A 13,804-nucleotide genomic window follows, 5' to 3' on the forward strand; every position below is an offset into this window, starting at 1 on the left:
TTAGAATAAATTATCAAACAAGCTTAACTGGTTCTCATCCGGCAGCTCGTCCAACACGTGTTGTGTGGTCATGTAGTCGATCAATGTCTGCGAAACCTTGGCCCGCTTCGCCAAATCTTCCTTGGATAGGAACGGCTTTTCTTCACGCGCCGACACGATCTGCTTGGCCACGTTTTCGCCCAAGCCCGGTACTGCCCGGAACGGGGCCAATAACGTGTGGTCATCCACGATTTGAAAGTCATGGGCGTCACTATGCTCGATGTCCACCATCTTGATCTTAAACCCACGCTCCAAACACTCGTTAGCAATTTCCAGGATCGTTTGCAGGTTCTTTTCCTTGGCGGACGCATCCCGACCCTTATCGCTAATTTCCTTGATAGCGGCCTTGACTGCGTCTTTGCCCCGGCACATTGCGACCAAATCAAAGTCTTCTGCGCGCACGGAAAAGTATGCTGCGTAGTAGACCAGCGGGTAGTAGACCTTAAACCAAGCGATTCGTAAGGCCATCATGACGTAGGCCGTGGCATGGGCCTTCGGGAACATGTACTTGATCTTCAGGCAGGAGTCAATGTACCAGTCCGGCACGTTGTCGTTGTCGCGCATGGCCTGTTGCCACTCGTCGGGAATTCCCCGACCCTTACGCACGTGCTCCATAATGTTGAAGGCCATGGAGTCATCCATGCCCCAGTGGATCAAGTCCATCATGATGTTGTCACGACAACCAATAACATCCTTGAGGGTGATGGTCCCGTTTTGTACCAGTTCTTCAGCGTTGCCCAACCACACGTCGGTCCCGTGTGACAGGCCAGAAATCTGAAGCAACTCGGCAAAGGTGGACGGCTTAGTTTCTTCAAGCATCCCCCGGACAAAACGCGTCCCAAACTCAGGAATACCCAAAGTACCCATTTTGGTACCAATCTGGTCCGCCGTCACGTGCAACGACTCCGTCCCCGAAAACAGCTTCATCACTCCTGGGTCGTCAGTTGGAATCGACTTCGGGTTGACCCCCGACAGGTCCTGCAACATACGGATCATCGTTGGATCATCATGCCCCAGTACATCCATCTTCAGGATGTTGTCGTGAATCGAATGGAAATCAAAGTGGGTCGTGCGCCAGGCCGCGTTTTGGTCATCGGCTGGGTACTGGATCGGCGAAAAGTCATAAATATCCATGTTGGACGGTACGATCAGAATTCCCGCCGGATGCTGGCCGGTGGTCCGTTTAACCCCCGTCGCTCCTTTGGCCAGTCGGTCCTCTTCGGCGCCACGGAACACCTTGCCCGTGTCCCGCTCATAGGCCTTCACGTACCCGTACGCCGTCTTGTCTGCCACCGTACCGATCGTCCCGGCCCGGAACGCGTGGTCCTCCCCGAACAGGATCTTAATGTAGTTGTGCGCCACTGGCTGGTAGTCACCCGAGAAGTTCAGGTCAATATCAGGCACCTTGTCCCCATGGAAGCCCAAGAAGGTTTCAAAGGGAATATCGTGCCCATCCTTAATGAGGTCGGCCCCACACTTGGGGCACTTCTTGTCGGGCAAGTCAAAGCCGGAACCATACTCACCCTTAGTATAGAACTCACTGTACTGACATTCAGGGCAACGGTAGTGCGGCGGCAAGGGGTTAACCTCGGTGATGCCGGACAAAGTTGCCGCTAGGCTAGACCCAACGGACCCCCGGGAACCAACCAGATACCCATCCTTGTTACTCTTCTGTACCAGCCGTTGCGCGATGTTGTAAATCACCGCAAACCCGTTACCGATAATACTCTTCAGTTCCTTGTCAATCCGGGTCGCCACCAATTCCGGCAACTGCTCGCCGTACCACTCGTGGGCCGTTGCCATAACGTCCCGCTTGAAGTTTTCGTTGACCCCGGGAATTTCTGGCGTGTACAACTTATCCTTCACGGGAGTGATGTCACCGTCGATCCAGTCGGCCACCACGTGGGTATTAGTGATGACCAGTTCCCGCGCGGTGTCCGCACCTAACCAGGCAAACTCGTGCAACATTTCGTCAGTTGTGCGGAAGTGTACATCGGGCAACGGGTACCGGTTGAGTGGGTTGGCGCCACCCTGACTGTTGATCAGGATGTGCCGATAAATAGCGTCGTGATCATCCAAGTAATGGGCATCACCCGTCGCCACGACGGGCTTGTCCAGGTCGTGGCCAATCTGGACAATTTTACTAATGATGTCCTTCAGGTGGGCTGGCCCCGATACTAGCTGACCTTCCAACAACTGGGAATAATTCGGCAATGGCTGCACTTCGAGGTAATCGTAGTACTTGGCCTTGTCGGCCGCCTCGGCCGTCCCCTTTTGCATCATGGCCGTAAAGACCTCGCCGCGATCACATGCGGACCCAACGATCAGCCCTTCACGCAATGCGTTGAGCCGGCTGCGCGGCACGCGGGGCACCCGGTAAAAGTATTGCGTCATCGACTCACTAGTCAGCTTAAACAGATTCTTTAAGCCCGCCTGGGTCTTTGCCAGCACGATGGCGTGGCTCGGGCGCGCCCGTTTATAGGCGTCCCCCTGACCGACCAAGGAGTTGAGTTCGTTCAACTTGGTCCAGCCATGCATTGCCTGTGCTTCTTTGAACATCGCGTACATTACGTAACCAGTCGCCTCGGCATCGGCGTTAGCCGGTGGTGATTCTCGAGGGAAATGTTATACCGCTTACTCAGTGCATCCAGCTTGTGGTTGGACAGCTCAGGGTGCAACGAACGCGACAGCTCCAAAGTATCGATGACGGGTTGGCTGATCGCCGGAGCGCCCATCCGGTCGTACGCCGCGTTCAGGAACCCCACGTCAAACGTAACGTTGTGACCGACCAGAATGGCGTCCTGACTGAAGTCAATGAACTTCTGCATGACGTCGGCTTCTTGACCGCCTTGCTGCACCATCTCATTGGTAATGTGTGTCAGGTTGATCGTGAAGTCAGACAGGGCAAAGCCAGGGTTGATCATCTCTTCAAACTGATCGATGACGGCCCCATCACGCATTTTCACGGCGGCTAATTCGATGACCTTGTCATACACCGCGGACAGACCGGTGGTTTCCACGTCAAAGACGACGTAGGTCTGGTCCGCTAAAACTGCCGGCGTATCCGCCCGGTACGCGACGGGCGTGCCGTCGTCAACTAGGTTGATTTCTACCCCGTAGAGCATCTTGATGCCCGCTTTGCCCGCGGCCGTGTGGGCCTCTGGGTAAGCCTGCAGGACGGCATGGTCTGTCACCGCAATGGCTTCGTATCCCCATTTGGCTGCCCGGTTAACGTAATCCGAGATGCTAGGGATGGCATCCATCTGGCTCATGTTGGTGTGCAGGTGCAACTCAATGCGCTTTTCACCCTCAGTAGTGTCTTGGCGCTCAGCGTGCTTGACCTCCACCACGTCCTGGGCGTTCACGGTTAACTCGCGGCTGTAACTGTCTTCTTGCACACTACCGCGGACCCGCAGCCACATGCCGGCGTGAATCTGGTCAAACACCGCTTCGTCGTTAGCATTATTGCTAAACTTCTTCACGAGGAAGCTGCTAGAGTAATCGGTCATCTTAAAGGTGAGCAGCTTACGCTTGCTCCGGAGTTCGCGCACTTCGGCGTCAAAGACGTAGCCTTCAATCAGTACCCGCCGCTCCTCTTCGTTGATGGTCACCATCTGTTGGGGCTCTTCATCAGCTTGATGGTCCGCCCCAGTTGCACCTTGACGTTTTGCTCGCGGTCCGCGGTGGCCGCTTTGGACTGCTGAATCGTAGCCGCGGCGCGTTCCGCCATGGCGGCCGTCTCTGCCGCTTTTTTTGGTGTTAAACGCTTCGAGGCTGGCGGCCTCCGCGGCTTGATCAACAACCGCGCGCATGTGCAAGCCGGCAAAGCCGACATCAGCGTAAGCGGCTTCCAGCGCCGGAATGCCCTGGTCGGAGAAAAACTGTGCAACCGGTTCGTTCTCCACGTTAATGAGGACATCGTGCCCCTGAATGGTTGGCGTCACGCGTTCACACTGTTGGCGCACGAGGGGCGACGCCACGGCAGCGTGTTGCACGACGTAGTCCCAATAGCCACGCACAAGGCCTTCATCATAGACGGGCCGCGCCACCTTGATGTGCACGTTCACCGCCGCGATGTCCTTGAAGGCAGCCGCGAGGGTGTTCCCGAACTCCTTAAACAGGGCAAAGGGCAAAATCTCGCCCATCGTGAACGTAAACTCGTACCGCCGCGACTCTTTGTGCACGACCACCTGGTCCACCGTTGCGGTGCTGAACGCCGGGGCGTTGGTGATTCCAGGATCAAGGTCGATTTGTTCGACCAGTTTTTCAAACATTTCGCGCTTACTGAGCATGGCAAAAATCCTTCCGTTGGTTGGCAAATAACTAACCATCATTGTAACGCAAACCCGGGTCCTAAATCGACTGGTTATCACCGAGCCGTTGCGGTACCCAAACCAAAAAGCACCACACCCATAACCGGATGTGGCGCTATCTGATTCAGTGTGTGCGCTTAGTCAGCGTCGTCTTCGCCCTTGAGCAGGATGGCAATCGAGTTAGCCAGTTCTTCTTGCTTAACCTCGATAGCATCCCCGTGGGCCCGGAGCTTGACCTCGACGATTCCGTCGGCGGCCTTCTTGCCGACCGTGACCCGCACCGGTAGACCGATCAAGTCCGCATCCGCGAACTTCACGCCCGGCCGCTCCTTCCGGTCGTCCAGGAGCACGCTGTAACCCGCGTCCTCCAACTGCTGTGTGACGGCTTCGGCCAATTGCATCTGCTCCGCCTTCTTCACGTTCATTGGCAGCACGTGGACATCAAATGGGGCAATGTTCTTGGGCCAAACGATACCATGATCGTCCGCATGTTGTTCAACGATAGCGGACAACAAACGCGATACCCCGATACCGTAGGAACCCATGATGATTGGCTGATTCCGACCATTTTCATCCAGGAAGTTAGCGCCCATCGCTTTACTGTAACGGGTACCAAGCTTAAAGATGTGCCCAATTTCGATTCCCCGCATAAACTTCAACACGCCCTGGCCGTCCGGTGACATTTCACCGGCAGTCACAAAGCGGATGTCGGCCACCTGCGTCGCCTTAAAGTCGCGCCCAGGGTTCACGTTCTGGTAGTGCTTCCCGGACTGATTGGCCCCGGCAAAGGCGTTGACCATCTCGCTCACACTTTGGTCCTGAATGATCTTGACGTCGTCATCAACGTTAATCGGACCCACACTACCAGGTTGCGCGTGCATGTATTGCTGAACCTGTTCGGGCGTAGCTATATTCAGGAAGTCCACACCCAGCAGGTTCTTTAACTTCACGTCGTTTACTTCGTAATTACCGCGCACGATTGCTAGCACTGGTTCCTTGTCGGCAATAAACAGCACCGCCTTGATGATCTGGTCAGCGTTGACACCCAACTTGGCAGCGACTTCATCGACCGTCTTGGCATCACCCGTGTCCACCAGCCCAAGTTTGCCGGGTTCAGCGGTATTAGCAGCGGTTGGCACCGTCATTGACGTGGCCATTTCCAGGTTAGCGGCGTAAGTTGAACCATCGGAGTACACGATGGTGTCCTCACCAATTGGCGCAATGGCAGAAAATTCCTTAGAATCTTGACCGCCCATCGCACCCCCATCGCCAATGATGACGCGGTAGTTAAGCCCCAATGCGTTGAACACGTTGGTGTAAGCCCGCTCCATGTCGTGATAGACCGTGTCCAGGTCCTGTTCATTACTGGTAAAGGAATAAGCATCCTGCATCACAAACTCGCGGCCGCGCAACAAACCGTACCGCGGGCGGTCTTCATCACGGAACTTCGTTTGGATTTGGTAAAGCACCAAGGCATCCGCTTATAGCTGGTCAACTGGTTGCGCACCATCGCGGTGAAAGTTTCTTCGTGCGTCGGGCCGAGAATCATCCCCCGGTCGTGCCGATCGGATAACTGGTACAAGTTCGGCCCGTAAGTAGCTAGACGGCCCGATTCCTCCCACAGTTCGGACGGCAATAAATGTGGCTGCGTCATCTTGACGGCATCAATCTTGTCCATTTCGTGGTCAATAATGGCTTCAATCTTGTCCAACACACGCTGGGCCAATGGCAAGTAGGCATACACCCCCGCTGCCACCTGGTTGATGTAGCCCGCACGCAACATTAACTGATGGGACTTTGCTTCGGCGTTGGCCGGTACTTCTTTGGTCGTGGGAATGAACATACGACTCTGTTTCATTAAACGTTTCCTCCTCAAATCTATGTATAGGTGCACTAGGCACCCCACACGCATTATCCGTTAAAAAAATCCGTAGTATATCGTTAATGGTGACCGCCACCATTAACGCAATCAGCAACCCGGCAAAAACCAGGGTCACCATGCTTCATGTTCCCGCTTGACCGCTTTACCCCGAACCAACTCAATTAAGTTGAACAGGATCTTGCCACCATCAAGCATGGGAATTGGCAACAAGTTCATGATGCCCAGGTTGATCGACAGGGACGCCATGAAGTACAGAATCGTGTAGATCCCCTCGTGGGAGACCTCACTAGTCATAGTGTAAATGCCCACTGGTCCGGCCAGCTTGTTCAGTGAAAAGCCGCCAAAAATCAACGAGCCGAGCGCCTTAAAAATTTGCTTGGTGATCATACACGGCTGCGTGACCCCATATTTAACGGCGTTCACCACGCCCGTGTTTCGGGAACTATACACCCCCAGAACACCCTGCTTCAGGTGCACGCGTAAGTGTTTCGTGGCCCCATTACGCCGTACGGTCACGGCCACGGTCTTATTTTGATCGTGCTTAATGGCCGCCGCAATGTCGGTAAACTCCGCGACTTTGTGCTGGCCAACCTTCACGATGCGGTCGCTGGCCCGCAAGCCCGCAACGGCGGCACCTGAATGCTGCTCGACACCACCGATCACGTTACTGTTCGACGGCGTACCACCGAAGGCTAGTGCCACCACAAAGAAAGTAACCACCGCCAGCAAAAAGTTGTTCAGCGGCCCCGCAAAGTTGATCAGGATCCGCTGCCATAACGGCGCACTTTGAAACTGAACGTCCTCCGGGGCAATCTGCACCTCCACGCCATCAGCTTCAATGATGGTCGCATCGTGATCCACCCGTAAGGTCCGGGCGTCATCCTCGTCTCCATTCACGTAACCGGTAATGGTGAGCTTGTGCACCAGGTCAATTTTATCCACCACCAGCGGAATACCACCAGTAAGAGTCATCCGGTCACTAGTATTGATGCGTGTCACTTGACCCGCGTCACCCGTCGTAACGGTCACCTGCGTACCGGGCTTGATGTCGACTTCTTCATCTTGCCAGCCGGCCATGCGGACGTACCCACCTAACGGTAATAGGCGTAGGGTGTACGTTGTGTGGTGATGATGGGTACTCAGTAATTTGGGCCCCATCCCGACCGAAAACTCACGGACCAGCACACCAGACCGCTTAGCAAAGAAGAAGTGACCAAACTCGTGCACGATGACGATGGTGCCAAAAATGATGATAAACCAAATGATTGTCACCAGCATGAAACCCCTCCTCGGGAATATCTGCGACCAATCAGGCTTAAACGAAGCCCAACCAGTGAAGCATCGGCAATACGAATAACATACTATCGAACCGGTCCAGGATGCCACCGTGACCCGGCAAGATCTTTCCGGAATCCTTAACCCCGTAGTACCGTTTCAACGCTGATTCCACGAGGTCGCCAAGTTGGCCCCAAATAGATAGGAACAAGGCAATTAGAATCAGGATGGGCAAGCTGTAACCAAAGGTGAAGAATTGCCCGTAAATGGCGGCAAAAATCATCGCCACGATGACGCCGCCGATCGAACCTTCCCAGGTCTTGTTGGGGCTGATGGCCGGCCACAACTTGTGCTTACCGAACGCGCGGCCAAAAATGTAGGCCCCCGAGTCGGTCAACCACACAATCAACATGCCGAACATGAGTAATGCCAGACCACCTTGGTTCCGCGCCACATCGAAGTAATGGAACCCCGTGCCTACGTACAAAATACCCAGCATGGTAACACTAACGTTATCAAAATTGGTTTTGTTCTTGCTCGTCACCGTCAGTAACAGAAGTAGCATCATGAAGATACCCAGCAAGTCTACCCGGCTGAGACCGGTTCGCAAAATCCACTGCAAATATTGATCTGGTGACACCACGACCAACGTGGCCAGGGCCGCCAGTAGGGCTTCCACCGACACGATGATCTTTTTGCGCATGATGAAAATTTCACCGATCCCCACCAGTGCCAAGACGGCCGCCGCTAGATCCACCCAAAACCCACCAGCAATCAGAATGGGAATAAAGATGATGAGGGCGACTACCGCCGTAATTACACGTTGCTTCATTATTGACTTAACCCCTTCTTTTATTTAACTTTGCCAAAGCGCCGGTCACGGGACTGGTATTCGCCCACGGCCGCCGTTAATTCATCAGGGCCAAAATCCGGCCACAATGCGTCCGTAAAAACCATTTCGGTGTACGCCAACTGCCAGAGCAAAAAGTTGGAAATACGTTCCTCACCGCTGGTCCGAATCAATAGATCTGGATCCGCTAATGTACCAGTGGCGCGGTCATTAACCGGTCGCTCACCGCCTGCATGTCAATTTGGTCCGGTTGCAGCTGCCCCGCCGCTACGTCCGTCGCGATGGCTTGGGTAGCCCGGACGATTTCGTCCCGGCCACCATAATTCAGAGCAAAATTAAGTACCATGCCCGTATTATCGGCCGTATCCCGTACGGCGTTAAGGGTGGCCGTGCGGGTTGACTCGGGTAACCGGTCAATGTTACCCATCACCATGACGCGCACGTTCTGGTCAATCAATTCCGGCACAAACTTATTGAAGAACGTGACCGGCAAACTCATGAGGTACGAGACCTCTTTTTGTGGTCGGCCCCAATTTTCGGTCGAGAACGCGTACAACGTTAGTACCTTCACACCCAGGTCACTAGCTGCACGGGTAATTGTGCGCACATTTTCCATTCCCTGCTTGTGACCGGCAATCCGGGGCAGGTGCCGCTTTTGTGCCCAGCGCCCGTTGCCGTCCATAATGATAGCGACGTGCCGGGGAATCCGCTCCGGATCAACCGTGACACCCGCCGCTTCTTTGGCTTTAAACAAACCAACGCCTCCGTTTCTTAATCAGGTTATATTCTAGCAGAGTCTGCGCGCCCCACCAACCATTAAACCCGATTAATGGGTTCGCGCCAAAAATGAAGATGACCCTAAAGGCACCAACGGCACTTTAGGGTCATCCTGGTAGTGTAGGGGCAAACATGCCACCGCAACACTACCGCATTGCTAATTCAGTTAACCACCGTTAACGTTCAGCGTTACCACTAGCCTCAGTGATTTCCTTTTCCTTGGCGGCAGCCATGTCGTCGGCGGACTTGGTGGCGTCGTCGGTGATCTTCTGTACGTCCTTCTCGAGACGCCGGAGTTCATCCTCACTAATGTCGCCGTCCTTTTCCTGCTTTTTGAGGCTGTCCATGGCTTCGCGACGCACATTACGGATGGCAATTTTTCCCTGTTCTGCGTGCTTGCCTACTTCTTTGGCCAGCTCCTGACGGGTTTCCGTCGTCAGTTGCGGAATGACCAGGCGAATAACCGAGCCGTCGTTCTGGGGGTTGATCCCCAAGTCGGACTTGAGCAACGCCGTCTCAATGTTCTTCAAGCTGGACTCGTCGTAAGGGCTGATTTGCAGGACTCGTGGTTCCGGAATGGTAATGGCGGACATCTGGGTCAATGGCGTTGGTGCCCCGTAATAATCAACGTTAATTCCCGTTAACAAACTGGCGTTGGCACGACCGGCCCGAATAGAGCCCAAATCGCGCGACAAAGCCTTCAAAGACTTGTCCATCCGGTCCTTGGCATCGTTAATCGCAGCGTTAGCCATTATGATTCTCCTCCTTCAATGGTGGTCCCGACGTTTTCGCCTTTGACCACCCGTTCAATGTTGCCCGGTTCGTTCATGTTAAAGACTACCAACGGAATGTCATTATCCATGGAGAGGGAACTGGCCGTGGTGTCCATCACGTTCAACCCCTTGGCAATAATATCCATGTGGGTCAAGTGGTCGTACTTCACCGCAGTAGCATCCTTGGCCGGGTCAGCAGAGTAGACACCGTCGACCCCATTCTTACCCATCAAGATAACGTCCGCATTAATTTCAGCGGCGCGCAAAGCAGCGGTAGTATCCGTACTAAAGTACGGGTTACCAGTCCCAGCCGAGAAAATCACGACGCGGCCCTTTTCCAGGTGCCGTACGGCCTTCCGGCGAATGTATGGTTCCGCGATCTGCCGCATTTCAATCGAGGTTTGGACTCGCGTTGGCACGTCAATCTGTTCCAACGCGTCCTGGAGGGCCAATCCGTTCATAACGGTGCCCAACATCCCGATGTAATCCGCTTGGGCCCGTTCGATGCCCATTGCAGCGCCAGCTTCACCACGCCACATGTTACCACCACCACAAACGATGGCAATCTGCACACCCAAATCGTGAACGGCCTTGATTTCTTTGGCGATTTTGGCGATGACTGGTGGCTGGATCCCAAAACCGGCATCACCGGCCAGGGCCTCACCACTAATCTTAAGAACGATACGTTTATACTTAACCATGAACAATACTCCTCTATGTTTACTACCAACTAGTTTACCATAGTCCTCGAGACGCGGCCACGTCTACCATTAGGCCTGAGCATGCTTCTTGGCACTGTGACGATCTCCCCGAAAAAGGATCCACACGCCCCAGGGGGGTGACCCATAGTACTACAACCTAGTCAAAATAAAAGCCGCAGCGTCGCCGCCACGGCTATCAAACAATCACTAGTTCTTGATCTGACCCATAACTTCTTCAGCGAAGTCATTGGCCTTCTTTTCGATCCCTTCGCCAACTTCGTAACGGGTGAAGGCTTCCACCGTACCACCCTTGGAAGCAACGAACTTGCCCACGGTCTGGTCAGGATCCTTAACGAATTCCTGGTCAACCAATGAGATTTCGGACAACCACTTGTTCACCCGACCTTCAACGATCCGTGGCACAATCTTTTCTGGCTTGCCCTCGTTCTTAGTTTCTTCAGTGAACACGTCAGTTTCGTGCTGCAGTTCGTCAGCAGGCACGTCATCACGCGTCATGTACTTCGGGTTGATAGCCGCAATGTGCATGGCCACGTCGCGGGCAGTTGCTTCATCGGCACCCTTCAGCGTAACCACCGCCGCAATCTGTGCCCCGTTGTGTAAATATGAACCGAACACTTCGTCGTCACCCTTCTTGATGACGTTGAAGCGACGTAGCTTGATGTTTTCACCAATCACAGCCGTCAATGACTTGGCCGCCATGTCAATCGTGTCGCCACTAGCCATCTTCAAGTTCAAAGCCGCGTCCATGTCGGCTGGCGCGTTGTCAGCAATAACCTGGGCAACTTCCTTAACGAAGCTAGTGAACTCCTTGTTGGACGCAACGTAGTCGGTTTCGGAGTTAACTTCCACGATTGCGGCGACGTTACCCTTAACGGCCACGGCAGCCAAACCTTCGGCAGCGGTGTTACCACTCTTCTTCGCGGCCTTGACCAAGCCACGTTCACGCAAAACGTCAACGGCCTTGTCCATGTCACCGTCAGCCTCAACCAACGCCTTCTTGGCGTCCATCATTCCGGCCTGAGTCTTGTCACGCAATTCCTTTACTTGTGCTGCGGTAATCTTAGCCATAGCTGGCAATCCTCCTTGAGTTTGAAAAAAAGCTGCCTGGAGCACCAGGCCCAGACAGCTTATTTAATTACTTAGTTAATATTAGTCCTGAGTGTCAGCAGCGGCTGCGTCAGTAGCTGCGGCATCATCAGTGGCTGCGTCGGCGTTGGCATCGTCAGCGCCCTGTTCTTCACCCTGCTTGCCTTCGATGATAGCGTCAGCCATCGTGGAAGTGATCAGACGAACGGCACGAATCGCGTCATCGTTTGATGGGATGATAACGTCAATGTCATCTGGGTCAGTGTTCGTGTCGACCATGGCAACGATCGGGATGTTCAGCTTGTGGGCTTCAGCAACCGCAATCTTTTCCTTGCGTGGGTCAACGATGAACATAACGTCTGGAATCCGCGGCATGTCTTCGATCCCGCCAAGGAACTTTTCAAGCTTGGCCTGCTGCTTCTTCAGCAAAGCAACTTCCTTCTTTGGCAGACGGTCAAAGGTACCGTCATCAGCCATCCGCTTGATGCTCTTGAGGCGACGGATCCGAGTCTGGATGGTCGTCCAGTTGGTCAAGGTACCACCAAGCCAACGGTGGTTAACGTAGAACTGGCCCGCACGGGTTGCTTCTTCAGCAATGGAGTCCTGAGCCTGCTTCTTAGTACCAACAAACAAGAACACACCGTTGTCGGCCGCAACGTCCTTAACGAAGTTGTAGGCGTCGTCAATCATCTTGACCGTCTTCTGCAGGTCAATGATGTAGATACCATTACGTTCCGTAAAGATGAATGGCTTCATCTTAGGTTCCAACGACGGGTCTGGTGACCAAAGTGGACACCAGCTTCAAGCAACTGCTTCATGCTTAATACTGACATGATAAATCCTCCATAATATGGTTTGACTTCTTGACGCCATCAACTCACAGGAAGACGCTCGCGCGCACCGATCCTGCAATCCGGCCTCAATGTAAGCTTGTGTTTTGCACACGCATGATAGTATACCCGATAACGCCGCGCTACGCAAGCGTTGACGGCGACAAAGTCTGCCGGTTAGGTTGCTGTGCTCACCACCACTGTGATCTAGCCCCAGGCCGCACGTTTATCGCTGCCAGTGTGCACCGTGTGCAGCCAAAAAGGCTTCCTTGGCTCGCCGGGATTGGTGTTTGAAGTGCCACTCGGCCGACAAGGCCTCGTGCTGAGTGGCAAATTGCTCAGCGTAAATCAGCGTGACGGGCAACCGTTGCCGCGTATACTTCGCCCCTTTACCCGCATTGTGGGTGGCCACGCGTGCCTGCACGTCGGTCGAATAGCCGCCATAGAATGTATTGTCGGCACACTGCACCACGTAAAAGTAATACGCCGCCCGTGCTTCAGTCATCGAAAATCGCCGCCATTTCGTCCGTATACTGACCGTCCGCCCGGTACACCACAAATGGCGGTAGGATCCGCACCCCGTCTGGCCGGCCAGACCGGATGGCTTCAATGAGCACCATGTTGGCTTCCTTACCGGCCTTGGGGTGAACGAAGCGGATACGTTTGGGTGCCAGGTCAGCGGCGGCTAGCGTCGAGAGCAATTCCACTAGTCGGTCAGGCCGGTGCACGAAGAACGCCTTGCCACCCGTCTTCAATAACCCCGCCGTAATGCGCACGACCGTCGCAAAGTCGGTGGTCAATTCGTGCCGGGCCAACGCCAGCGCGGTATTGGGATTCTGCACGCTACCTGGCTGCACTTTGAAGTATGGTGGGTTGCACGTCACCACGTCGACCGAATCCTTGGAAACCACCGACCAGGTATCCGCCAGGTCGCCCTGAATCACCTGCACGCGGTCATCAAAGCCGTTCAGACTGACGCTCCGCCGTGCCATTGAGGCCAGCTGTGCTTGCAGTTCGACCATCGTCACGTGCACACCCGGGACGCGCCCCGCCACAAATAGGCCGACCGCGCCATTACCGGCAGCGAGATCGACCACTTGGTCCCGGGGGTGCACCACCGCAAAGTCGGCCAATAACACCGCGTCCAGGGAGAAGGCAAACACGCCGGGGCTCTGAATAATTTTGGTACCATCACGCCGTAATTCATCAATACGTTCGTTTGCTGCTAAATCCATTGTTTACTCCTGTCACCCATGC

General features: G+C 54.4%; 6 protein-coding genes and 5 pseudogenes. All 11 read right to left on the minus strand.

What is annotated here, in order from left to right; translation table 11 throughout:
* The 11 genes and pseudogenes from JCM13996_RS02720 to JCM13996_RS02770 all read right to left on the minus strand — a co-directional run bounded on the left by JCM13996_RS02720 (window position 1) and on the right by JCM13996_RS02770 (window position 13,782).
* Window positions 1-4,331, minus strand: a pseudogene (locus JCM13996_RS02720) (PolC-type DNA polymerase III).
* 158 nt (window positions 4,332-4,489) lie between these two features.
* A pseudogene (locus JCM13996_RS02725) lies at window positions 4,490-6,210 on the minus strand (proline--tRNA ligase).
* Between the two features lie 64 nt (window positions 6,211-6,274).
* Window positions 6,275-7,509, minus strand: a pseudogene (gene rseP / locus JCM13996_RS02730) (RIP metalloprotease RseP); the annotation flags it as partial.
* Between the two features lie 40 nt (window positions 7,510-7,549).
* Window positions 7,550-8,341, minus strand: coding sequence for a phosphatidate cytidylyltransferase (locus JCM13996_RS02735; RefSeq protein ID WP_054749488.1), 792 nt, complete (start codon window positions 8,339-8,341; stop codon window positions 7,550-7,552).
* Between the two features lie 20 nt (window positions 8,342-8,361).
* Window positions 8,362-9,041, minus strand: a pseudogene (gene uppS, locus JCM13996_RS02740) (undecaprenyl pyrophosphate synthase).
* 271 nt (window positions 9,042-9,312) lie between these two features.
* Window positions 9,313-9,888, minus strand: a complete 576-nt coding sequence (gene frr / locus JCM13996_RS02745; protein ID WP_054749489.1) for a ribosome recycling factor — start codon at window positions 9,886-9,888, stop codon at window positions 9,313-9,315.
* Window positions 9,888-10,610 (minus strand): UMP kinase, encoded by a 723-nt coding sequence (gene pyrH / locus JCM13996_RS02750; RefSeq protein ID WP_054749490.1) that lies wholly within the window; start codon window positions 10,608-10,610, stop codon window positions 9,888-9,890. Before pyrH ends, frr begins: the two co-directional genes overlap by 1 nt.
* A gap of 207 nt (window positions 10,611-10,817) precedes the next feature.
* Window positions 10,818-11,699 carry a translation elongation factor Ts gene (gene tsf, locus JCM13996_RS02755; RefSeq protein WP_054749491.1) on the minus strand — a complete coding sequence of 294 codons (882 nt, stop codon included), beginning with the start codon at window positions 11,697-11,699 and terminating at the stop codon, window positions 10,818-10,820.
* A gap of 81 nt (window positions 11,700-11,780) precedes the next feature.
* Window positions 11,781-12,550, minus strand: a pseudogene (gene rpsB, locus JCM13996_RS02760) (30S ribosomal protein S2).
* 223 nt (window positions 12,551-12,773) lie between these two features.
* Complete coding sequence (locus JCM13996_RS02765; protein WP_054749493.1) at window positions 12,774-13,052, minus strand: GIY-YIG nuclease family protein; 279 nt, start codon at window positions 13,050-13,052, stop codon at window positions 12,774-12,776.
* Window positions 13,045-13,782 (minus strand): tRNA1(Val) (adenine(37)-N6)-methyltransferase, encoded by a 738-nt coding sequence (locus JCM13996_RS02770; protein ID WP_054749494.1) that lies wholly within the window; start codon window positions 13,780-13,782, stop codon window positions 13,045-13,047. The genes JCM13996_RS02765 and JCM13996_RS02770 overlap by 8 nt, the downstream gene beginning before the upstream one ends.
* Between the last annotated feature and the right edge of the window lie 22 nt (window positions 13,783-13,804).

It is taken from the genome of Lacticaseibacillus thailandensis DSM 22698 = JCM 13996, from assembly GCF_001312865.1.
In the GTDB taxonomy this organism is placed as follows: domain Bacteria; phylum Bacillota; class Bacilli; order Lactobacillales; family Lactobacillaceae; genus Lacticaseibacillus; species Lacticaseibacillus thailandensis.

Excerpts from the sequence above, each read along its gene's own strand:
- pyrH (WP_054749490.1), bottom strand. The coding sequence starts at position 10,610 with ATGGTTAAGTATAAACGTATCGTTCTTAAGATTAGTGGTGAGGCCCTG.
- frr (WP_054749489.1), bottom strand. The coding sequence starts at position 9,888 with ATGGCTAACGCTGCGATTAACGATGCCAAGGACCGGATGGACAAGTCT.
- JCM13996_RS02735 (WP_054749488.1), bottom strand. The coding sequence starts at position 8,341 with ATGAAGCAACGTGTAATTACGGCGGTAGTCGCCCTCATCATCTTTATT.
- JCM13996_RS02765 (WP_054749493.1), bottom strand. The coding sequence starts at position 13,052 with ATGACTGAAGCACGGGCGGCGTATTACTTTTACGTGGTGCAGTGTGCC.
- tsf (WP_054749491.1), bottom strand. The coding sequence starts at position 11,699 with ATGGCTAAGATTACCGCAGCACAAGTAAAGGAATTGCGTGACAAGACT.
- JCM13996_RS02770 (WP_054749494.1), bottom strand. The coding sequence starts at position 13,782 with ATGGATTTAGCAGCAAACGAACGTATTGATGAATTACGGCGTGATGGT.